Source organism: Streptococcus sp. F0442 (assembly GCF_000314795.2).
Lineage (GTDB): Bacteria > Bacillota > Bacilli > Lactobacillales > Streptococcaceae > Streptococcus.
On record NZ_KB373314.1, the window covers coordinates 748,345 to 771,048 of the forward strand.

Annotated in this window: 24 protein-coding genes and 1 riboswitch; of the genes, 3 read left to right on the forward strand and 21 right to left on the reverse strand. The window is 41.5% G+C overall.

Going from position 1 to position 22,704, the window contains the following annotated elements; genetic code table 11:
• Positions 1–2: 2 nt before the first annotated feature.
• The 5 genes from HMPREF9186_RS03745 to HMPREF9186_RS03765 all read right to left on the reverse strand — a co-directional run bounded on the left by HMPREF9186_RS03745 (position 3) and on the right by HMPREF9186_RS03765 (position 6,503).
• Positions 3–893 (reverse strand): ABC transporter permease, encoded by an 891-nt coding sequence (locus tag HMPREF9186_RS03745; RefSeq protein WP_009731487.1) that lies wholly within the window; start codon positions 891–893, stop codon positions 3–5.
• A gap of 10 nt (positions 894–903) precedes the next feature.
• Positions 904–1,881 (reverse strand): ABC transporter substrate-binding protein, encoded by a 978-nt coding sequence (locus HMPREF9186_RS03750; RefSeq protein ID WP_009731488.1) that lies wholly within the window; start codon positions 1,879–1,881, stop codon positions 904–906.
• Between the two features lie 409 nt (positions 1,882–2,290).
• Positions 2,291–3,640, reverse strand: a complete 1,350-nt coding sequence (locus HMPREF9186_RS03755) for a hemolysin family protein (protein WP_009731489.1) — start codon at positions 3,638–3,640, stop codon at positions 2,291–2,293.
• Positions 3,641–3,755: 115 nt separating this feature from the next.
• Positions 3,756–5,237 (reverse strand): M protein trans-acting positive regulator PRD domain-containing protein, encoded by a 1,482-nt coding sequence (locus HMPREF9186_RS03760; protein ID WP_009731490.1) that lies wholly within the window; start codon positions 5,235–5,237, stop codon positions 3,756–3,758.
• 138 nt (positions 5,238–5,375) lie between these two features.
• Complete coding sequence (locus HMPREF9186_RS03765) at positions 5,376–6,503, reverse strand: AI-2E family transporter (protein WP_009731491.1); 1,128 nt, start codon at positions 6,501–6,503, stop codon at positions 5,376–5,378.
• A 74-nt stretch (positions 6,504–6,577) separates the two neighbouring features.
• Between HMPREF9186_RS03765 and HMPREF9186_RS03770 the strand changes: the two genes are divergently transcribed.
• Positions 6,578–7,369 (forward strand): ABC transporter ATP-binding protein, encoded by a 792-nt coding sequence (locus HMPREF9186_RS03770; RefSeq protein ID WP_009731492.1) that lies wholly within the window; start codon positions 6,578–6,580, stop codon positions 7,367–7,369.
• A gap of 340 nt (positions 7,370–7,709) precedes the next feature.
• Here HMPREF9186_RS03770 and HMPREF9186_RS03775 read toward each other — a convergent pair whose 3' ends face one another.
• The 7 genes from HMPREF9186_RS03775 to HMPREF9186_RS03805 form a co-directional block, all read right to left on the reverse strand.
• Positions 7,710–9,764, reverse strand: a complete 2,055-nt coding sequence (locus HMPREF9186_RS03775) for a cation:proton antiporter (RefSeq protein ID WP_009731493.1) — start codon at positions 9,762–9,764, stop codon at positions 7,710–7,712.
• Between the two features lie 11 nt (positions 9,765–9,775).
• A complete protein-coding gene (locus HMPREF9186_RS03780) occupies positions 9,776–10,030 on the reverse strand; it encodes a hypothetical protein (RefSeq protein ID WP_003008329.1) in 255 nt (84 codons plus the stop codon).
• On the reverse strand, positions 10,023–10,580 hold the full coding sequence (locus tag HMPREF9186_RS03785) for a tRNA (mnm(5)s(2)U34)-methyltransferase (RefSeq protein WP_009731494.1): 558 nt from the start codon (positions 10,578–10,580) through the stop codon (positions 10,023–10,025). The genes HMPREF9186_RS03780 and HMPREF9186_RS03785 overlap by 8 nt, the downstream gene beginning before the upstream one ends.
• On the reverse strand, positions 10,564–11,523 hold the full coding sequence (locus tag HMPREF9186_RS03790; RefSeq protein WP_009731495.1) for a TIGR01212 family radical SAM protein: 960 nt from the start codon (positions 11,521–11,523) through the stop codon (positions 10,564–10,566). The genes HMPREF9186_RS03785 and HMPREF9186_RS03790 overlap by 17 nt, the downstream gene beginning before the upstream one ends.
• Before the next feature lie 57 nt (positions 11,524–11,580).
• Positions 11,581–12,231, reverse strand: a complete 651-nt coding sequence (locus HMPREF9186_RS03795; RefSeq protein WP_009731496.1) for a phosphatase PAP2 family protein — start codon at positions 12,229–12,231, stop codon at positions 11,581–11,583.
• Positions 12,221–12,778 (reverse strand): ECF transporter S component, encoded by a 558-nt coding sequence (locus HMPREF9186_RS03800; RefSeq protein WP_009731497.1) that lies wholly within the window; start codon positions 12,776–12,778, stop codon positions 12,221–12,223. Before HMPREF9186_RS03800 ends, HMPREF9186_RS03795 begins: the two co-directional genes overlap by 11 nt.
• Positions 12,779–12,997: 219 nt before the next feature.
• Positions 12,998–13,147: riboswitch (FMN riboswitch) on the reverse strand.
• An 81-nt stretch (positions 13,148–13,228) separates the two neighbouring features.
• Positions 13,229–13,771, reverse strand: coding sequence for a tRNA (cytidine(34)-2'-O)-methyltransferase (locus HMPREF9186_RS03805; RefSeq protein ID WP_009731498.1), 543 nt, complete (start codon positions 13,769–13,771; stop codon positions 13,229–13,231).
• A gap of 332 nt (positions 13,772–14,103) precedes the next feature.
• On the opposite strand from HMPREF9186_RS03805, the gene trkA reads away from it, so the two are divergent.
• On the forward strand, positions 14,104–15,468 hold the full coding sequence (trkA, locus tag HMPREF9186_RS03810) for a Trk system potassium transporter TrkA (protein WP_009731500.1): 1,365 nt from the start codon (positions 14,104–14,106) through the stop codon (positions 15,466–15,468).
• Complete coding sequence (locus HMPREF9186_RS03815; RefSeq protein ID WP_009731501.1) at positions 15,465–16,904, forward strand: TrkH family potassium uptake protein; 1,440 nt, start codon at positions 15,465–15,467, stop codon at positions 16,902–16,904. Before trkA ends, HMPREF9186_RS03815 begins: the two co-directional genes overlap by 4 nt.
• 74 nt (positions 16,905–16,978) lie before the next feature.
• Here HMPREF9186_RS03815 and yidD read toward each other — a convergent pair whose 3' ends face one another.
• Genes yidD through racE form a run of 9 tightly spaced genes read right to left on the reverse strand, consistent with a single transcriptional unit; the run spans position 16,979 to position 22,662 of the window.
• Positions 16,979–17,221, reverse strand: coding sequence for a membrane protein insertion efficiency factor YidD (gene yidD, locus HMPREF9186_RS03820; protein WP_009731502.1), 243 nt, complete (start codon positions 17,219–17,221; stop codon positions 16,979–16,981).
• On the reverse strand, positions 17,218–17,949 hold the full coding sequence (locus HMPREF9186_RS03825; RefSeq protein WP_009731503.1) for a pseudouridine synthase: 732 nt from the start codon (positions 17,947–17,949) through the stop codon (positions 17,218–17,220). Before HMPREF9186_RS03825 ends, yidD begins: the two co-directional genes overlap by 4 nt.
• Entirely contained in the window at positions 17,939–18,508 is a 570-nt protein-coding gene (scpB, locus tag HMPREF9186_RS03830; protein WP_009731504.1) for an SMC-Scp complex subunit ScpB, read from the reverse strand. The genes HMPREF9186_RS03825 and scpB overlap by 11 nt, the downstream gene beginning before the upstream one ends.
• Complete coding sequence (locus HMPREF9186_RS03835) at positions 18,492–19,211, reverse strand: segregation/condensation protein A (protein ID WP_009731505.1); 720 nt, start codon at positions 19,209–19,211, stop codon at positions 18,492–18,494. The genes scpB and HMPREF9186_RS03835 overlap by 17 nt, the downstream gene beginning before the upstream one ends.
• Entirely contained in the window at positions 19,211–19,942 is a 732-nt protein-coding gene (gene xerD, locus HMPREF9186_RS03840) for a site-specific tyrosine recombinase XerD (RefSeq protein ID WP_009731506.1), read from the reverse strand. The genes HMPREF9186_RS03835 and xerD overlap by 1 nt, the downstream gene beginning before the upstream one ends.
• The gene (gene cbpB, locus HMPREF9186_RS03845; protein ID WP_009731507.1) at positions 19,939–20,400 is read right to left on the reverse strand and encodes a cyclic-di-AMP-binding protein CbpB; all 462 of its coding nucleotides are present in this window, start codon (positions 20,398–20,400) and stop codon (positions 19,939–19,941) included. The genes xerD and cbpB overlap by 4 nt, the downstream gene beginning before the upstream one ends.
• Complete coding sequence (locus HMPREF9186_RS03850) at positions 20,397–20,918, reverse strand: metallophosphoesterase (protein WP_009731508.1); 522 nt, start codon at positions 20,916–20,918, stop codon at positions 20,397–20,399. Before HMPREF9186_RS03850 ends, cbpB begins: the two co-directional genes overlap by 4 nt.
• On the reverse strand, positions 20,891–21,871 hold the full coding sequence (locus HMPREF9186_RS03855; protein ID WP_009731509.1) for a nucleoside-triphosphate diphosphatase: 981 nt from the start codon (positions 21,869–21,871) through the stop codon (positions 20,891–20,893). Before HMPREF9186_RS03855 ends, HMPREF9186_RS03850 begins: the two co-directional genes overlap by 28 nt.
• Positions 21,868–22,662 carry a glutamate racemase gene (racE, locus tag HMPREF9186_RS03860; RefSeq protein WP_003008361.1) on the reverse strand — a complete coding sequence of 265 codons (795 nt, stop codon included), beginning with the start codon at positions 22,660–22,662 and terminating at the stop codon, positions 21,868–21,870. Before racE ends, HMPREF9186_RS03855 begins: the two co-directional genes overlap by 4 nt.
• Between the last annotated feature and the right edge of the window lie 42 nt (positions 22,663–22,704).

Consider the following 22,704-nt stretch of genomic DNA (forward strand, 5'->3'; position numbering starts at 1 on the left):
TACTAATTTCCTAACTTCAATCCGCGAACGCGAAGACGTTTTTGCGCCTCAGGAGCGAACAAGACAATCGCGAGCAAGATCGCATTGAAGAGACGAACCATATTTTGATCGAGATTTGGAATCTCGTAAATATTTAAGATAATCAAACGGTACACAATAGCCCCGACCCCGATTGAAAGCAAACGCCAACCAATGGTTAATTCATGAATCAGGACTTCTGCGATAATGACAGCACTTAAACCAACTACGATCGTCCCTGTCCCAGAAGTGACATCTGAGAAACCATCATTTTGAGCAAACATAGCCCCACAAAGAGCTATCAAGCCGTTCGAAATCATGTAGCCCAACATCTTCATGTTATCCACATTGACCCCATTAGCCTCACTCATCGGAATATTATCACCAGTTGATCGCAAGACCAAGCCAAGTTGCGTCTTCATCAAGAGGGTCAACAAGATACAAACGATGATCAAGCAGGAAATACTAATCAAGAAAACAGCTTCTTCATTAGACAGACCTAATTTCATGACACTCTTAAAAATCGTACTGGCATCGCCAATAGAAAGGTTAGGAACCCCTCCCATGATTTTGATATTAATAGAGTAGAGACCAGTCAAAGTGACAATCCCTGTCAAGAGGGCTGGAATTTTCATCTTTGTATGAAGAATCCCAGAGATCAAGCCTGCGATCATCCCTGCTAGAAAAGCCAATAAGGTCGCCAGCCAGGGATTTCTTCCCGCTTGAATCTGTGAAGCCACAACCGCTGCTCCAAGTGGAAAGGCTCCTTCTGCCGTCATATCGGCAATATCTAAAATTCGAAAAGTTAAGTAAACACCGATCGCCATGATCGACCACAATAAACCTTCTGATAAACTTGATAAAACGAAATTCATCCCAAACCTCCTATTTCTCTACCTTCAATGAACTGATATCAATTCCTAGCTCTTTGGCCATCTCTTTATTGGTGTGCAATTCTAATTTTTCAGGCGCTTCAACTGCGATCTTTTCAGGTTTTTCGCCCTTCATGATGCGAATGGCCATCCGTGCAGCTTCTCTACCCAATTCTTCATAATCCGTACCAAAGTTGTACAAGCCTCCAGTAGCCACCATCTCAGTAGAACCCCCAAAGACTGGAATCTTGTGGCTGAGGGAAACCTGTTTAATGGTTTCCATTGTTGAAGAGATGATGTTATCCGTCGGTACAAAGACGATATCTGCTTCTGACATGATACTGTCTGTTGCTGCTTTCACATTGTTACTATCAAGAATTGTTTTTTCAACCACTTGATAACCTTTGGCTTCTAGGATCTTCTTCGCATTGTCTTTTTGGACAACTGAATTGGGCTCGCTTTGTGTATAAAGAATTCCGACTGTTTTCGCTGTTGGAAGCACTTGTTTGATCAAGTCCACCTGTGTAGCGATCGCATCTTCTGACTGGTCACTTGTCCCAGTGATATTGCCCCCTGGTTCCTTCAAGTTCTTCACCAACTTGGCTGCTAATGGATCGGTCACAGCTGAGAAGACCACCGGCGTTGTTTTCGTGGTATTGGCCAAACTTTGAGCAGATGGTGTTGCAATTGCAAAGACGAGATCACTTTCTTCCGCCAATTGTTTGGAAATATTTTTCAGATTTCGCTGCTCCCCTTGAGCATTTTGAAAATCAATCTGAATTTTTTTTCCATCCACATAACCTTCTTTCTTCAACTCCTCGATAAAGCCTTTTCGAGTTGCATCGAGGGATTTGTGAGTGATGTACTGGGAAATCCCAATCCGATACACATTCTCTTTTTTAGCATCCTTTAGATGGTGCAAGGTCACCAATGATGTTAACAGAAGTCCTACAACTAGGACAGGTGCTAGTAATTTTTTGACTACTTTCATTTCAAACTCCTTTACTGCAAAAATAAATAAAAAATCCGCTTAGATCATTCTCTAAACGGATGCTTGAAATTCTCCAACAAGATACAAAAACCTTGGTCCATTTAGATACTAGCTCTATGGACCATCATCAAAAATCTTAGCCACATAGATACAAACAAATTGCTTGGGTTGTTTGCATCCATGAGATCATGTCTACAAACACTATCTAAAGTAGCTAAAGTAAAATTTTTGAGTTGAAATGGCTTGTTGCTTCATGTTTATTTTCTGCTTTCTTTTTTTATGGGTATTATCTTACCGTAATTTTTTTTGACTGTCAAGACTATTTCAGAAATTTTTGAAATTTTTTGAAAATTCAACTGGTCCTGACAAGAAAAAAACAGAGGCTGGAACACGTCCAGGCCTCTATTTTCTAATCTTCTTTTGATTTAGTTTCTTCATCTTCCTCGACGATTTCAGAAATTTCAACTTTCACCTTGGTCACACGACCATTTTTTACTTTGTCATTTGTCAAAATGAGGTGTTTCTTTTGACTATCGACTTCACAGCTGAGTCGCTCTTTCAAGGTTGGAATTCGCCCAACCTCTGTCAGATAATACCCTGCAATGGTATCCACATCATCACTTTGCAACTCAACATCAAAATATTCGTTAAAGTCATTTAGTGACATGGCTCCTTGTACGACATAGGTATTGTCCGCAATTTCAAAGACATCAATTTCTGCTTTGTCAGTCTCATCGTCAATTTCACCGACGATTTCTTCCAAGAGGTCTTCAAGAGTAACCAAACCAGACAGCCCACCATATTCATCAAGCAGAATGGCCATTTGCCTTTGGGTATTGCGCAATTCCTTCAAAAGATCATCTACAAAAATGGTCTCTGGAACAAACAAAGGTTCTTGTAAAATCTTTCTTAAGACAATATTATCAAAGCCATTGATAAATCCTTCGTTCAAGAGACGTTTGGTATGGATGAGACCGATGACATTGTCCTTGTCATCATCATAGACAGGAATCCGTGAAAAATTTTGCTTAAGGATACTTTCAATAATTTCTTTGGTATCATCATTGATATCAACCATGAAGGCATCTGTCCGTGGCACCATGACTTCACGCGCTACCATTTCATCTAATGAAAAGATCCCTTGGAGCATCTCAATCTCGTCCGCATCTAGTGTTGCTTCACTATTGGTCAGCATATACGCGATTTCATCCCGCGTCATCTTTTCATCCGGATCATCGAATTCCATTGGCGTGATACGGCTCAAAAGGTTGGTCGACACTGAAAGCAACCAAACAAAGGGGCTAACAATTTTTCCTAATAAAATGACAATCGGAGCTGTTCGAACAGCTAACTCATCTTTCAGGTTCATAGCGATTCGTTTCGGATAGAGTTCCCCAAATACGATCGAAATATAAGTCAAAAACGCTAGAGATAAAAAGCTTCCAGCTGTAATAGCCGTTTTAGTATTCCCCATCCATCCAGCAATGACATGACCAAGGCTATCTGCAAGACTCGCCCCAGATAAGATGGTAATCAAGGTGATCCCCACCTGAATAGTGGATAGGAAATGGTTGGGCTGTTCCAAAACGCTAAGAAGACGAATGTATTTTTTATCCCCTTCTTCAGCCTTTTGCTCTACACGAGAGCGATTCAACGATACCATTGACATTTCGGTCGCCGAGAAAAAGGCGTTCAATAATGTCAAAAAAATCAATAAAATAAATTCCAGTAAAATTTCCTGACTACCAGGGTCTTCCATGGATACAATCCTCCAGTATATAATATTGTTTATTATACCACAAAATACGAGAGCCTGCATTCATCTATCTGATTTTCTTTTTTTCCCATCAAAAAATCAGGAACGAGTCCTGATTTTAGTGTTCTGCACTGGTAAAATCATAAAAGAAAGCGTTGAGTTTTTCTACTAACTCAAGGGACGAGAGGCTACTTGTACAGATAAATGGTTTTCTCTTTAATTCTGGCATCATAAAGTTGGCTACCACAACATCAGCATCCGAAGCTTCGATATCGTCCACTGTTAGATTGTACTTGATCATCTGTGTGAATTCAAAGTTATCCGTACAATAGAAATCAAGGAAGTCAATCATGGATTTAGCATGGTGGTCATCAAAACGACTGATAATCAAGACCTTAATCGATTTCCGACGGCGCAATAATTGCGGTAAGAGACGCTCCCAGTGTGTGTAGACTGTATAGATCATGTGCTTGATAATTTCTTCATTCAGATCTTGCTTCATCGTTTTCATATAGGTGATCAAATGATCTCTCAAATCATCATAGAAGGCAGGGAAGATGCTCATAAAATCTTCATTGGTATTGGTCTTCGTATCAAATAAGAGAAACTCCGAGAACAATTCCTTACGACCTAGATGCGAAGTATTATGCACGTGCATCAACATCTCATCTAGATTTTCAATCTCTAAATCATAAGTATAGCATAGATCTTTGAACATATCTTTGATGAGAGCTGTCGACTCTTTTGCATAAGGATCTGTTTCTGCTGCTTCGATCAAGCTTTCTGGACTAAAATAGAAATTCTCCTGAATAAAGATAATGAAGAACTGCTCCAAGACTTTTTCATTCAACTCTACACCTAGTTGCAAGCTAAAGTAGCGCAACATTTCTTCGACATTGGTCACCCCTTGATACTGTTCCTTGTAGGCATCAAAGTTCGTCGGCATGTCGATAAAATAGCCTTGCTTGATGCGGGAGAGATAAACCGTCAAGAGAACTTTATAAGACTTGATAACAGAGAAGGTCAAGGGATAGCCATAGAGCTTGAAGAAGAAGGTGATCAAATCGGTCACAGCATTTTCCTTGAATTCAGGGAAAGGCCACTCCATGTAGTAATAACGCTCCGCAAAATACTGGGCATAAAAGAAACGAACATCAATCTCATCTCCAACTAGATTGAGAGGTTTCAAATCGATCTTTACATTGTATTTTGTTTGCAGTTTTTGATTAATGGTCCGAATTAAGCGATAAAAAGATTGATAACTCAGATCAAACTTTCTACAAATATACTCATTGGATACATCCTTGTTGAAAAAGAGGTATTCAATCAAAGCGAAGGCTTGTGATTCTTTAAAAAAGTGATGGTAAATTACCTCGAGCCCAACCGAATCCTCATAACTAATTTTGATCCCATTGGTCGACGATTCAATTAAAAATTCATCAAACGTACTACGAAGATTAGACAAATCCTCTTTTAACGAGCGTTCAGTACAATCTAATTGCTTGGCCAGTTCTTTTAAGTGGAACCATCTTTTTTCCTTGATCAAGATTTCCAACAATTGCAATTGGCGTCTCTGTTTTTTGGATAAAAGGAGTCTCATCTTTCCCCACCTTTTTCATATTTTTCTTTCAAAATTACTTTTATTTTAACACATTTCAAAGCGCTTGTTGACTTTTTATCGGCATTTTTTCAAAAAAATGTACAAAAAAGACTCCAAGGCCCATATAGGCGTTAGAGTCTATGATTTATTGATGATTCCAAATTCTTCTTTTTTCTTCTGTTCCTTGGCAGCCCGGTGATTATCATATAGATTGGCCAAGAATTTCACGATTTCTTTTCCTATTGAATAGACTGGAATAGCGACAACCATACCGATAATTCCGTAGATATTGCTAGAGAGCAACAAAAGAACCATAATGGTGATCGGGTGAACCTTCATGACGCCTCCAACAATACGCGGATAAAGAATATTTCCATCGATCTGCTGGATAATCAACATGTAAATGACTGCTTTGATCATCATATCCATGTCTGTGAAGGCATAGGTGATAATCATTGGAATCAAGCCGATGGTTGGTCCTACATAGGGAATCAAGTTGGCCAGTCCAGAGAAGATGGCAAAGACCAAAGCGTATTTCAAGCCAATAAAACTATAGCCAATGTAGGCTAGTGTTCCAATGATCAAGGCATCGATTGAAATACCACTTATATAGCGGGAGACCGTTTCATTCAAACTAACCAAGAGGGTTGAGATGTTGAGTTTGTCATTACGTAAAATGGTTCGCTCTAGCATGGGCAATAACTTCTTCCCATCGATCAAGAAATAAACCAAGAAGACGGGGGTCATGATCAAAATAAAGACCGTATTGACAATGGTGTTAACCACACTTCCTAAACTGTTGGTCACACTATTCAAGAGATTTTGTAGGATATCCACATAAGAGAGATTCAACTGCTGAATCGTCGATTGGATATTCACATTCTGGAACAAAGGGTTGGTCGAGAGTTTTCGAACTAAACTTTGGACTTCCCAATACAGGCCTTGGGTCGAGTTGATCAGGCTGGTTAACTGATTGATTAAGATGGGGAGGAGATAAACAATCCCCAAGCCCACGATGCCAAATAAGAACACCAAGGTAATCAAAATCCCAAATACACGCTTGATTTTAAGGTGTTTCTCCAACAATTCCACAACTGGATTGGTAATGTAGTATAAAAAACCTGCAATTAAAAATGGTAAGAGGATGGTATTCAGAACAGATACAAATGGAGAAATCAAGGTGCCCATCGATTTCCAAATATAGAAAATCACCGTCAATAATAAAATCTCACATGTCCAGAATAACAATTTACTATTTCGAAACATTCCTTACCTCCTACTTCCTATTCTACCATATTTTATGATAGAATAGAGGGGATTTTAATCAAAAGGATGAAGTTATGAATAATTTGATTGAACTACAAGACGTCAATTTGATCCGAAATGGAAAAGCTCTTTTAAAAGAGCTCAACTGGCAAGTAAAAGAAAATGAATGCTGGGCCATCTTAGGTCTAAATGGGGCAGGAAAATCAACCCTCCTCAAACTATTGATGTCAGAATACTGGGCTAGTTCCGGTCAGATAACCGTCCTTGGAACTCGTTTTGGAGAAGGGGGAATTCCTGAATTACGAAAGCGCATTGGGATCGTTAGCTCCTTTATTTCAGAAAGATTGCCAGAGCATCTCCTAACGGAGCAAATTGTCCTCACTGGTCAATACAAGAGTAGTATTTTATATGCTACTTATGGGGAGGAAGAACTGAACTGGGCACGAGAAATGTTGGCGTCGATTGGGGCTAGCTCTTTGATCGGCCGCAAATACCGTGACCTTTCCCAGGGCGAAAAACAAACGGTCCTCATTGCACGAAGCCTCATGGATCAGCCAGATCTGATCATCTTTGATGAAGCCTCGAGTGGACTGGACCTCTTTGCCAGAGAAAAACTACTCCGTCACATTCATCAGATCAAACAACTGGATCATGCTCCAACCATGATCTACGTCACCCACCATGCCGAAGAAATCACCAAAGATATGACTCATGTCCTCCTACTCAAAGATGGACAAGTTGTGGATCAAGGACCAAAAGATCAAATTCTAACACCAGATGTTCTCAGCCAGTTTTACCAGGCTCCAGTTTCTCTTATCGATCTAGGAGACGGACGGCTCTTTGTCAAACCAGAAATCGCACGCTGAACAGAAAGTGAATAAAGCAAAAAGTGCTAAGATTCTCATCTTGGTACTTTGAGAGTATAGACAAACAGTTCTTCTGTTCAAATCTAATAAATTCTATAAAAATAAAATAATTTAATCGTTAGAATTATTCAATCATCTACTGAAACTTTCCGCCGTGAGAAAAGTGCTAGAAACACGGTTGTTTCTAGCACTCGGAATTATTGAGACCTTAGGCTCAATAATTAGTCATGGAACTTCGTAGAAGTTCGCTGACGTCCGTACTCACCTAAGGAAAGTTTTTAAGATGACTTTGACTTCAATCTGAAAAGTGCTAAGATTCTCATCTTAGCACTTTTACTTTTTATCGATTCCGTGCATACTCGATCATATCATATGGGAGAGTATTGGCACTTTCTCTTAGGGAATAGCTTTCTAATTCATTGACATTTTGTCGCATACGGCGCGCTTGCTTGGCGGTAATCAGGTGTTGCGCTTCGTATTCAAAAATAATCTTACGCTCCAAATAATAGCCTCGTAACATTTCATCGATATTATTTGGTTTCACGCGATTAATAACCCGCTCCACAAAGGCCCCACTGGTAATAATAGCTGTCTCTCTCAGACGAGATTCTTGTAGGAAAGAGATCAAACTACTCCGATAAACACCCTTGAGGTCTTCCAAACTTTCGATGATGATTTCTGTATTGGCCAGATAAAGGGCCGCAATCTGGTCATAATCAATGGCCTCTAACTTGCTGTCTTCTCGGGTCCACCAGTTTCGCAAGCCAGACCCAAAAGTTAAGATCTCATGAACTAATAAACGCAAGAGACGGAAAGACACCAAGAGGTAATAGGTTAGACGAGACGAAAGATTGCGATTGACACGTTGTTCCATATTGTGAAGATAGCGTTGGTAGACGCGGTAGCCACGCTCTCGAATCATCCCTTCTTCATAAGCCTGTTCCAAGCCATCACTTTCAATACTCAAAATCAAGAGCTTCAACTGCTCCCAGTCCTTTTGGATGAGCTTGTTTTCCTGACTTAAAATCAAATTTTCAATCCGACCATGATAGTTATCAATCGCTGCATACAAGGGGCCCTTATGCTTACTATTCTTTAGCTCTGCTTCTAATTCCATGACAACATCATTCAAAATCGCGATCTGCATTAGGTAATCATTGGTTTCTTCCTTGTCTTCTGACAATTTTGGGAGCACCATCAATCCTGTAATAAAGCTAACAAGAGTAACTCCTGCCACTAAAAAGAGCAGGATAGGGTATTCTATTTCGATCTTAGTTGGGATCAAAAGAATCGTCGCAATCGAAACCGTTCCCTTCACACCGGAGAAGGTCAGCAGTAAGGCATCTTTTAGATAATTTCGAACCGACTTTTTGAGACGAAGGGTTCGAAACCAGTAAAAGAGATAAACCATGACAAAGCGAATCAAAAATAGCAAAGCTGTCAACACAAAGACCGAAAGAAGCAAGAGAAGATTATTATAAATCGAGCTGCTTAGGATCGGCTTAGCAATCATTTCCAATTCCATTCCCAAAATCACAAAGACCGATCCATTTAAGATAAAGTTGACCGTATTCCAGACAGTATGACTGACGGTATCTACCCGTGCTTCCAAAAGGGTAATACGCTTAAACCGACTGGCTTTGAGGATCCCAGAGACAACCACGGCGATAATCCCAGAGACATGAAGTTCCTCAGCTAAGAAAAAAGTCAACAGAGGAAGACTGAGTTCTAATATCAATTCACTGGCAATATCACTGGCACGAACACTCAAAAGTAACTTTTGCAACCATCGATTCACAAAGGCCGTCAAGATTCCTACCGCAAATCCTCCAATAATGGAGATTCCTAAGGAAACGCCTGCTTCTCCTAGGGAGAAACTTCCGGTTGCAAGGGCCGTCAAGGCCACTCGAAAGGCAACCAAGCCAGAGGCGTCATTTAGTAGGCCTTCCCCTTTTAAGATATTCGAAACCCGCTTTGGAAAGGTAAAGCGCTCAGACAGAGAAGCAAAGGCTACTAAATCTGTCGGACCTAAGGCCGCACCCACTGCCATACAGGCTGCTAAAGGAAGAGGCAGCCATAAGGAATGGGCAGCCCAACCCAAACTAATGGTTGAGATAAAAATCACTGGGAAAATCAAATAGAGAATGATGCGCCAGTGCTTTAAGACGGAAGTGATATCTGCTTCTTCTGCCTCCCGAAATAAAAGAGGACCAATGACCAAAGCCAGAAAGAGCTCTGTATCCAAATGAAAATTTTCTTCTGGAATAAAGAGGGCCCAACCAATGCCCAGTAAGATTTGGAGCAAGGGCAGAGGAAGACTCGGCACAAGCTTGTTGGTAGCATTTGAAGCGATCAAAATCATCGAAAAGATCACTGCATAAAGGAGTAATTCCATAGCACTCCTCCCTAACGTTCTTGGCAACAGGTCTCAAATTGCTGTTTCAACTCCGCAATCTTTTGGTCAGTCTTAGTTACATCCTTGTGCTCAATCTTCTTTTGACAGCGTTCCATTTCAAGCGAAACCAATTTCTTTTTTATTTTGAGCATCTTTTTGGTCATATGGGCTTCGTCAAAAAAACCTGTTTCTCGTTCGTGGATGGTTGATTCGACAAAATGATGTCTCATCCCTTCAATTTTGTTCTTTAAATATTCTTTATCCATGACGGTAGCTTTCTAATTTTTCGATCATGACCAAAAACGGTGGCTGATTCACTTGATTCAGTGTCCGGTAGATAGTCGCTGTATATTCTTTTTGTGGGAGCTGGCTGACAAAGTCCAGCACTGCATCGCGCTCGATGTCTCCCCCTTCATGACCATAATAGATCATTATAGCCATTCGCCCTCCTTTTTGTAGGCGAGCACAAATTTTCTCCATCGCTTCAATAGTGGTCGCTGGAAGGGTGATGACTGATTTATCCGCAGATGGTAGATAACCCAGATTGAAAATAGCTACTTTGAGGGTCTCTACATATTGGTCCACATGCTGGTGGCCATCCAAGATCAACTGGACATGTTGAAGCCCCAACTTCTCCAATTTTTCTTGAGTGTTTGCAAGCGCCTGCTCTTGAATATCAAAGGCATAGACCTGACCTGCTAATTGGGCTAAAAAAACCGTATCATGCCCATTTCCCATAGTCGCATCCACCACCACATCTTCTTTGGTGATCACTTCTGCTAAAAATTGATGGGCCATTTCAAGCGGTCGTAACATCAGCACTCTCCTTTTCTTCCAGCTTACATCCTTGGGTACTTCCACGGCGACGCATTTCGGTTTCAATAGCATTTAAAACTTCCCATTTGTTGAGGCTCCACATGGGACCAATTAGCATATCACGTGGCGCATCCCCTGTAATCCGGTGGATGACAATCTGTTTAGGAATGATCTCTAGTTGGTCACAGATAACCTTGACATATTCCTCTTGGCTCATGAGTTGGAGGCGCCCTTCATGGTAGTCCCGTTGCATGCGTGTATTGGTCATCAAATGCAAGAGGTGCAACTTAATCCCATCAATCTCATTGTCAGTCACACAACGGCGAACATTTTCCACCATCATCTCATGCGTCTCCCCAGGAAGGCCATTGATCAAATGGGAGACGATCTCAGCCTTCGGCACTTGTTTGCGAATATGCTTGACTGTTTCAACATAGAGGTCATAACTATGAGCCCGATTGATTAATTCTGAAGTCGCTTCATAGGTGGTCTGAAGACCTAACTCAATCGTCACATGCATGCGCTCGGTCAACTCTGCTAAGTAGGCTAAGGTATCATCAGGCAAGCAGTCCGGACGCGTACCAATGTTGATTCCTACAACCCCTGGCTCATTGATGGCCTGCTCATACCGCTCTCGAATGATCTCGACCTTATCGTGCGTATTGGTGAAATTTTGAAAATAAACTAAATATTTCTTTACATCTGGCCATTTCCGATGCATAAAATCAATTTCTTTGTAAAATTGTTCCCGAATCGGAGCTTCTGGGGCCACAATAGCATCTCCAGAACCCGAGACCGTACAAAAAGTACAGCCACCATGGGCGACTGTTCCGTCTCGATTGGGACAATCAAAGCCAGCATCAATAGGGACTTTAAAGGTCTTTTCTCCAAATAAATTTCGATAATAATCATTCAAGGTATTATAGGATTTCATACCCTTCATTATAGCAAAAAAAGAGTCGAACTCAAAACACGAGTCCAACTCCAATTGCTTAAGATGTTACTTTTGTTTTCCTGTAAATCGCCATTGAAAGCGCAGGCGATCATACAAAGGGTACTCAAACTGCAAGACAGCAAAACCAAGGATCATACTACCAAGAACATCTGATGGGTAGTGAACACCTACATAAATCCGGGAAACCACAATGGTCACAATTCCCAGAACCAGCAAGCCTTGAAGACAATAGCGAGCTGTTTTGTTTTTTACATGCTGGCCAACAATGATGATTAAGCTTCCCAAAACAAGAGTCGATGCCAGTGAGTGGCCGCTCGGGAAAGAAAAGCCTTTTTCCTCTACTAGATGAAGAAGGGCTGGTCTCGGTCTCTGGTAGATATTCTTTAGAAGCAGAACCAAAAGGCCTGTCAAAACCAGATTGCTCCCAAGAAAGAGGGACTCACTGTACCATTTCTTATAAGCAAAAACAGCTAGAAGAAGACCGACCCAGATCACAATAACCTTTGTGTCCATGACATGGGTCACCTTGGTAAAGAAGGCTGTCAGTGTTGCAGGCAGGTCTCCCCGAATAGCAGATTGAATGCTGCTATCAAAGCCAGTTAATTGTTGCGGGTAGAAACGAATCACATACCCTAGAATGACAAAAATGAGAAGGGCGAAGCTTGCCTTCGCCCAATGTTGTTGTTTATTTTTCATATCTTTTCAAAATCGGTTGCAAAAGAGTGTAGATCAACCAAAATGCTATGGCCCAAATCACTCCTTCGATTAGGTTAAACGGTGCAACCATTGTAGCTAAATAGTGAACAAGCCCTAGTGTTTTCGAAATATCATAGTTCATAAAACGAGCATACAAAGGGATTGCATAGACATAGTTCACCAATACCATCGTGATACTCAAGCTGATCGTACCGACAATCGTTGCCAGGACAAATCGACCATTGGTCCGTTTTTTGTTCCAAATCCATGCAAAAGCAAGGACAAAAACTAGGACTGCAATGATATTGATAGGTAACCCGATCAAGGTTTCAAGTCCCTTATTATTAAGAGCTAATTTAAGAACAGATCGGATCAAGGTCACCCAAATGGCACTTTTGAAATCCAACAAGACCAAAGCCAATAAGATGGCGATGATACTTAAATCAATTTTGAAGAAATCTATCACGAAAGAAAATTGATAGAACATCAAAATAAAAGATAAAGCGGATAAAACAGCCACAAGGGTCAGTTTACGTGTATTTGTCATAACAGGTTCCTCCAATTTTTAAAAAATTAGAGAAGCTGGAAAGACGTCTACCCCATCATTCTACTCTAAACTATTTAAACAAAGCTTAAACTAGAAAACAATCTAGTCACTTTAGCTGCTCTCCATTGACAAATCCCGCAAGTAAGTCCCTAGACCCCATGGTTCCTGTCTCATTGCGTCAGCTCTAAACAGATCAGAATAGCTTTTAGTCTATTCGTCTCTCGTCTTCTCCCATCCAGACTATACTGTCGGTTGTGGAGTCTCACCACATCAGCTTATGCTCGCGGACTTCTTTAAGTGTGAGGAAAAAACACTTTCCAAGTTAAAGTCACCGCCGGTCGGGAATCTCACCCTGCCCTGAAGACCTTTTTATGATAACAAAAAAAACCTGCCTAGGCAAGTTTTTGTAACGTCATAGATTATACCATTCGGATTTTTTATTTTCTTTGGTTATTTGAGCTTATCTTGCTCATACTGGTGAGTTAACTCAAGTCCTTTGAATCCTTGCTGACGAAGTGCTTCGTAGATGATCATACAAACGGTATTAGAAACATTTAAACTTCGCACATGCTTGTCATTCATCGGAATGCGAATAACCTTTTCTTCGTGCTGACGCATAAAGTCTTCTGGCAAACCTTTATCTTCACGGCCAAATAAAAAATAGTGGGACTTTCCATCCTGATAGGAAACATCTGAATAGGTCTGATTGGCAAACTTGGACACCAAGTGCACCTGCCCATCACTTGCCGCCTCCATAAACTCTTCTAGGCTATCATAAAATCGGACATCCAGCTTGTCCCAGTAATCTAGTCCAGCCCGCTTCATCTTGCGATCGTCAATCGGAAAAGCCATGGGGCGAATGATATGCAAAGGAGAATTGGTCGCCGCACAAGTCCGTGCAATATTTCCCGTATTTTGTGGAATCTGAGGTTGGAACAAGACAATGTGATTTTGAGCAGCTTCCTCTTGATAGTCCAGTTCTTCAATATTCATACTCGATCCCTTTCTGATAAAAAAATAGCCACACTGCCCGGAGTCAAGCTCAGCAAACAGCGTGGTTACAGCTTCATTAACTTAACTCACAACAGGTTTGAGGTAAATCAACGAAGGTACTTTCTTAGTATAACACTTTTGAAGCTCCTGTCAATAGTTTTTTTAGATTTTTTTAAGAAACTTTTTCAGAGCCTTCAATCCGTTTTCATTCTCCTCTTTTTTTAATTTTCCTACTTTTTCTCTGCCTTGTAAAATTCCCATAGAAAGTCCTAAAAAAAGATGAATTTTTCTTGAAAATAGAGTATGATAGAAACATACTCTGGAGGTAATCTATGAAAATTATTGTTGTTGGTGGAGGAAAAGTTGGAACAGCCCTTTGTCGTTCTCTCGTTGCTGAAAACCACGATGTTATTTTAATTGAGAAAGACGAATCCGTTCTAAACCATATCACCAAACGGTTTGACATCATTGGGATTCTAGGAAATGGAGCCAACTTTAAGATTTTGGAGCAAGCAGATGTTGAAAACTGCGATATCTTCATTTCCATGACCGAATACGATGAAGTTAATATGGTTTCTGCTGTTTTGGCCAAAAAAATGGGAGCCAAAGAAACCATTGTCCGGGTACGCAATCCTGAATATTCTAATTCCTACTTTAAGGAAAAAAATATCCTAGGCTTCTCTCTGGTTGTCAATCCAGAATTGCTGACTGCTCGTTACATTGCCAATATTATTGATTTCCCAAATGCGCTTTCTGTGGAGCATTTTGCAAATGGTCGTGTAGCCTTGATGGAATTTAAGATCCGACCAGATAGTAATCTCTGTAATATGAGCCTGTCTCAATTCCGCAAGAAATATGGAAATGTCATTGTGTGTGCTATCGAACGGGGAAATGAGCTCACGATTCCAAACGGAGACTTTGTTTTACAACCTCAAGACAAGATTTTTGTGACAGGAAATCGGATCGAGATCGTCCTTTTCCACAACAATGTCCGTCCTCAAGTCATTAAGAGCATGATGATGATTGGTGCCGGCAAAATTGCCTACTATTTGCTCAATATTCTCCAAGATGTCCGTCGCAAGATCGATCTCAAGGTCATCGAGGTCAATCGCAAACGAGCTGAATTCTTTAGCCAAGAATTCCCTGACCTCTATGTGGTTCATGGAGACGGGACTGCTAAGGATATTCTCTTAGAAGAAAGTGCCAACAACTACGATGCTGTCGCCACTTTGACAGGAGTTGATGAGGAAAATATCATCACCTCCATGTTCCTGGATTCTATCGGCGTCAAAAAGAACATCACCAAGGTTAACCGAACCAGCCTGTTAGAGATTATTGGGGATCAGGATATGACCAGTATCGTCACTCCAAAACGCATTGCTGTGGATACCATCATGCACTTTATTCGTGGACGCTACAATGCACAGTTCTCAAACTTAGAGGCTCTACACCATGTTGCAAATGGCCGGATCGAAACCTTACAATTCCAAATCAAGGAAGATAATAAACTAACCCAAGGGCCACTATCCGAATTGAAATTGAAAAAAGGGGTTCTAATCGCTGCGATTATTCGAAATGGCAAGGCTATTTTCCCTAATGGAGATGATCATTTAATAGTGGGAGACCGAATCATCGTAACCACCTTGATCCAAAATGTTACCAAGATTTACGATCTACTTGAGAGGTCAGCCAAATGAATAGAAGTATGATTCGTTACCTCTTGTCCAAACTCCTCTTAATCGAAGCTGCCCTTCTCCTTGTTCCTTTGACGGTAGCTACGATCTATCAGGAACCTGCTAAGGTCTTTATCTCTATTGGAGCAACCATGGCCATCTTACTTGGACTTGGACTTCTTGGGAGTTTTCAAAAACCCAAAGACTTTCATATCTATGCCAAGGAAGGAGTCCTAATTGTGGCCCTCTGTTGGATCTTATGGTCCTTCTTTGGTGCCCTTCCCTTTGTTTTTTCCGGACAAATCCCAAACATCATCGATGCCTTCTTTGAAATTAGCTCGGGCTTTACAACAACAGGGGCAACGATTTTAGATGATGTCAGTGTCCTTAGTCACTCCCTTCTCTTTTGGCGCAGTTTTACCCACTTAATCGGAGGGATGGGAGTATTGGTTTTTGCTCTGGCTATTATGGACAACAACAAGAACAGCCACCTGGAAGTCATGAAGGCAGAAGTTCCTGGTCCAGTTTTTGGAAAAGTGGTTTCCAAATTAAAAAGCACGGCTCAAATCCTGTATTTCTTGTACTTGGGTTTGTTCTTCCTCTTTGTGGTTCTTTATTTCCTTGCCGGCATGCCCCTTTATGATAGTTTTGTCATCGCCATGGGGACAGCTGGTACTGGGGGCTTTACCGTCTTTAATGATGGGATCGCTCACTACAACAGTAGTCTAATTACCTATTTGGTCAGTATCGGGGTCTTGGTCTTTGGGGTTAACTTTAACCTCTACTACTTCCTTATGATCCGAAAATTCAAGGCCTTCTTTAAAGATGAGGAATTGCGGACCTACATGACTATTGTAATCCTATCTAGCGTATTGATTGCCTACAATTGCCTTCACCTTTATGCTAATGTTGCGAAGAGTTTTGAGATTTCCTTATTCCAAGTTTCCAATATCATCACCACAACCGGTTTTGGTTATGGGACAACGGAAAAATGGCCTCTTTTCTCACAGTTTATCCTCTTGATGCTGATGGTGGTCGGTGGTTCTGCTGGCTCGACTGCTGGTGGGCTAAAAGTCATTCGCTTCTTGACCTTATGGAGAATTGCTAAAAATCAGGTGCTTTCAACCTTGTCTCCCAATCGGGTTCTGACCCTACATGTCAATGATACCGTACTCGATAAGGACACCCAACACCGGATCCTTAAATACTTTACAATATATAGTTTTATCATGATCGGCTTACTCTTTGTAGTGAGTCTAGACAATAATAACTTTATGACGGTTGTCAGTGCTGTCTTTAGTTGTTTCAACAATATTGGACCTATGATTGGTACGGGTCAAACCTTCTCCATCTTTAGTCCGATTTCAAAACTGTTACTTTCCTTAGCCATGATTGCCGGACGGCTTGAAATCTATCCAATGATTCTGCTCTTCCTTCCTAAAACATGGTCTAAACGCTGATAGACAGCTCCTGTACAAAGAAACACCCTTAGAAAAATAATTTCTAAGGGTGTTTCTGTATATTTACGATCGTCCTATTTTGATTCTTCATTTCGTCTCAGACTAAAGTGGTCTGGTAAGGGATCTGGTCCCGCTTGGCTTCCAGGATGGCATCGAAAGATCCTCGCAATCCCCATCAAGACACCTTTTGCTCCAAAGCGCTCAATCGCTTGGATCATATAATTGGAACAGGTCGGTTGAAAGCGACAAGAAGGCGGAAAAATCGGAGAGATCCATTTTTGATAGCCTCTAACCATAGCAATCAGGATTTTTTTCATGCTTTTTTCGATTTAGTCACAGCTAGATTGTGCAACTGGCTAATTTCTTTTTTGTTCAAGCGACGGTATTCACCTGGACGAAGGCCTGTAACATCCAGGTTCCCAAACCTAGTCCGAGATAGTTTGTCCACCAAAAGTCCTACAGCTTCAAACATTTTCTTGACCTGATGGTTGCGCCCTTCATGAATAGTCAACTGAACCACTGAACGGTTCTTTTCGACATCTACTTTCAAGATCTCGTAAGTCGCTGGCTTGGTTTTCTTCCCATCAATGGTCACGCCCCGCGTCAAGGGACGCAAGTTTTCCTTGTTGGCAATGCCTTTGACACGCGCCACATAGACCTTATCAATTTCATTCCGCGGGTGGATCATTTCATCTGTAAAATCGCCATCATTGGTCAAAATCAAGACACCAGATGTATCCCAGTCCAAACGTCCTACTGGGTAGATCCGTTCAGGGACTTGAGACAAGAGGTCGACAACCGTTGTTCGTCCCTTGTCATCGGATACACTAGAGATGACACCGCGTGGCTTGTTTAAAAGATAGTAGACCTTTTCCTCATTATAGATTGGAGTGCCTTCTACTTCAACCTGATCACCGGTCTTAATAATGGTCGCTAATTCACGCACAACTTGGCCATTTACTGTCACCAAGCCTTGCTTGATCAATTCTTCGGCCTTGCGACGACTAGCCACGCCTGCATGGGCAATGTATTTGTTAATTCTCATCTAGTTCCTCTGTTCTCTCTGAAAATAATTGACCTTCTTCTGGATCGATGTCCACTTCCTCAACCTTTGGCAATTCCTCCAAATGATTGATCCCCATATAATCCAAAAAATACTCCGTTGTGACATACAAATTGGGACGCCCGAGGACTTCTTTTTTCCCATCCTCTCGGATCAGATCAAATGACAGTAGTTTGGTAATGGCACCGCTGGAATTGACACCCCGAATATCATCGACCTCCACACGGGTGATCGGTTGCTTATAAGCAATGATTGATAAGGTTTCGAGGGCAGCCCGAGACAAACTTTGGTTCATGGGCGTTCTAGAATAGTCTCGTAAAACCGAAGCGTAGTCTGCCTTTGTCACCAATTTATAACGGGAAGCTGTCTCCATCAAGCACAGACTGGTATCTGTGTCCTCCTGGTATTTTTGGCTTAATTTTTCTAAACTTTGCACCACACCTGTCGGAGGTAAAGAGAGAAGGTCTGCGATTTGTCTGGCAGTAATTCCTTCTTCACCCGCTACAAATAAGAGTGCTTCAATTTCAGCTAATTTGCTCATGTTCAATCCTATTTAAGTAAATTTCTCCAAAAGCCCTATCCTGGATCACCGTTACTTCTTGAATCTTGATCAATTCAAGGGTTGCAAGAAATAGAGTAATGACCTCTTGGAGATCCGCTGCTTCTAGAAACAAGTCCTGCAAGAGAACTTTTGAGCGATCGTGGAATCGGTGACGCAGCTGGTCCATCAGATCCTCAATCTTGTATTCATCCTTTACAATGGTTGTATGGTTCTGGCGGAATTCTTCTTTTTTCTTGGTCAATAGTTTTGAGAAAGCCAAGAAGAGATCCACCGTGGTGCGATCATGGAGTAATTCGGTATCGTCATAAATCAATTCCATCTTTGGTTTTGAATAATAGAGGGCGCGCTCCTCGTGCTGTGAGGCCATCAACTCTCCTAATTGCTTGTAAGTACGGTACTCTTCCAATTGAGAAAGGAGGTCCTGCTCGAGATCCTCTGCTTCATCCATCTCCTCTGCAACCTTAGGAAGAAGTCTTCGACTCTTGATCAAGGTTAGTTGACTAGCCATCAGCATGTATTCTCCTGCTACCTCTAGTTTCATAGCCTGAAGGGTCGCCAGATAAGCCAGATACTGTTCGATCACCTCAATCAAGGGGACCTCATAAATATCCATCTGGTATTTAGAGACCAAGTGGAGCAAGAGGTCCAAAGGCCCTTCAAAATCTTTAATTTTAATATCCATTATTTATATTTTTCTAATGTCACCATGGTTTTTAGGCCCAATTCACGCGCAATACTAAAAAGATCCACACCGAGTTCTCGTTGTTTCAAAATATATTGCTCACGAATCGATTGTGCCGAAAGGTCTTGATTCCCTTTTTCGATCAAGAAGGCTTCTAATTGTCGAAATCCCCACTGACGGGAGTATGATTTTCCTTTATTATCAAAGAGATAAATACCATCTAGGAAGAGTTGCAACTCATCCAGTAACGGCTCTGGAACTTTTAAAACCCGTTTTTGGCCATCTTTGCCCACTCGAATGACATGAAAGTCCAGCTGAATATCTTCGACCTTGACTTGGAGGATCTCACTTGGCAACAAGCCCATCTCCAGAATCAACAAGGCCATCAAGCGTCCCTGAGGGTTGGTTGATTCTTCCCAAAAATGGGTCAGATCCAACAATTCCCGATCATGGGTCTTGGCCGGTTGAATTTTAGGCAATACCAAACGATGGTATTCAGAAATAAAGCGTTCTTGATACAAATAATATAAAAATTGGTTGACAGCAGATAATTTTCGTTTTTGAACCGCCGGTTTAAAATCTTTAATCGAAGCTTGGTAAATTCTCAAATTTGTCGGTGTCACTTTTCCATGGATCGATTCAATAAATTGGTCCAAATCATAGAAATAGGCAGACTGAGAATTTTCACTTAATTCTTTTTGATCAATAAAACTTGCAATAAATTCTTTCATTTTGGAATCATCTCGTATTCATTTGAAAAATCATGCATTAGCGAATTGATGGCTTTAAGAATCGATTTCCGTGTAATAATCCCTTGGAAATAGCCTTCTTCATCCACCACCGAAAGGAAGGAGTCATCCACCAACTTGTGAAGGACTTCTGTCAAATTGAAGTCTAAGCCGATGACCCCGACCTCTTTTTTTGCAACGTCTACGATATCCATCGAGGCAAAAGTCTCCTCAGGAATCTCGTTTTTCAATTGATAAGATAGAATATCCGTTAGGGAGATCGTCCCCACAAACTTGCGTTCATCCGTCACTACCGGAATACGACTATAGCTAATCTGGCTCAACAACAAGACAGCATGGTCTACATTGTGGTTATCAATCAAGACCGCTAAATTTTTGGCTGGAGTTAAGAACGTTTCTTCCTGCGCCAGCAAGAAACGTTCAAATTCCTTTGCTATCATCTGCTAAACTCCTTTGTCAATTCAGGATACAACTCATGATCTCGCGTATAATACTCTACCTTGTAATTAGAATCATCTATCTCAATTTTAGCATAGAGACACTCTCGAATCAGACCGCGTGGCTGACTGATCGATCCAGGATTCACAAAGAGGGTTCTTCCTTCCTTCCAAGCATCTGGGATATGAAGGTGGCCGTAAAGACAGATATCTGCTTCTTCCTCTTGGGCCCACAAATCCAATTTTTGAAAACTAAAATTGATCTGGAAGAGATGCCCGTGGGTCTGGATGATCCGTGTTGGCCCTAGTTGGGTCACCAAGCGTTCCGGATAGCCATCATAAAAATCCATATTTCCTTGGACAACGTGGATCCCTTCCCAGACAGGATCATCACTTTTTAGTTCAGAATCCCCATTGTGAAAGATCCCATCGACCTGACCTAGGTATTTTTCTTTAATAGCTTCAACAATGGAGCGGTCTCCATGCGAGTCACTCATAACGATGATTGTTTGCTTTGCCATGATGGAAATACCTCCAATAACTTTTTAACAGCTAAAGCACGATGTGATTGTGTATTTTTTTCTTCTAGCGTTAATTCAGCAGCAGCACGGCCCGTTTCCCCAACTAAGAAGAGAGGGTCATAGCCAAAGCCGTGTTCCCCTTTTGGCTCAAAATTAATATACCCTGGCCAATCAGCTTCCACCACTAAGCTTTCCTTGCCTGGTCTTGCAACCACCAAGGTCGTATGGAACTGAGCTGAGCGATCTTTCAAGTCAAAGACCATGGCCAATTCGTGCAACAATTTCGCATTGTTTTCCGCATCTGTCGCACCAACTCCCGCAAAGCGAGCTGACCAAACTCCTGGTAAGCCTCCCAAGATATCCACCTTCAAACCTGAATCATCCGCTAAGACTGTTTTCCCAGTTAGCTCTGCAATGGTTTCAGCTTTTAGGCGGGCATTCTCTTCAAAGGTCATCCCTGTTTCTTCGACTTCTGGAAGCTCTGGGTATTGATTGAGATTTTCCACTTCAAAGCCCAGCTTTTCAAACATATTACGGAATTCTTTGGTTTTTCCTTCATTTCGAGTCGCAATAAGAATCGTATCTTTGACCTTGTCTTGACCCAAGAAGGCTTCCACATCCACCCCATCACTTGGCAAATGCAAGTAAAGCAGTTTCCCTTTTTCAACCAAGAGCAAGGCTCCTTGACGCTGTACGATCTCAAAAGCTCTTCCCTTGACTTCATTCAAGATTTCGGTCAAAAAGGTCAGAAAACGAAAGGCTGAACCATAGCGCATCACCGATAGATTGAGAGGGAATCCTTCAGGATCCTTGGCAAAGAGAAGTTCCAGCTGATCTAACAGAGTGGAAGCTTCCGCAGGCACTTGACTAAATTGGTTGTAGTCTGCATCTTCTCCCCATTGGGCAATATACCAATCTTGGGGATCTTTGTATTCAAATAGTTTGTCACTCATAAATTTACATGCTCCACATTCACTGAACGTTCTAGCCATTTTTCGGCAATCGCTGCAAAGCTATTGGCATTTGCAGTGGTATAAAAGCGGTGGGTCTGCTCTAAGAGTTCCCGACTCTTATTGAGCTCAAAATAGTTTAATAAAACGGAAATATCCCGAACACACTCTGCCCCACTATCAATCAATTTGACATCCGGTCCCATCACATTTTGAATGATCGGTTTTAAAAGGGGATAATGGGTGCATCCCAAGACTAAGGTATCAACCTTTCCAACTAGTGGTTTTAGGGTTTCGTAAACCACCTTTTTGGTCACACTGGATGCCAACTCGTTTGATTCCACTAAAGGAACAAACTTGGGACAAGCTAAACTGCTGACTTCCATGTCTGGTGCTAGACTTTGAATCTTCTCTTTATAAATTCCAGAAGAAACCGTCATCGGTGTCCCAATGACCCCAATTTTTTGATGGGTCGTCGATTTAATGGCTGCAGAAGCTCCGGGCAAAATCACTCCTAAAACAGGAATATCAAGTTTCTCCTTGACTTCTTCCCAAACCACTGCCGTCGCTGTATTACAGGCTAAGACAATCATCTTGACATTTTTGGTCAGAAGGAAGTTCACCATCTGCCAAGTATACTCGCGAATTTGGTCTGCTGGTCTAGGACCATAAGGTGCACGCGCTGAATCTCCAATATAGACGACATCTTCGTGAGGAAGCTGACGGAGCAATTCGCGGACAACAGTTAGGCCCCCTACTCCAGAATCTAAAAAACCAATCGGTCGGTTATCCATATCTCTTCCTTCCAAAAGGAGGGACTAAGAAATTCCTCCAAG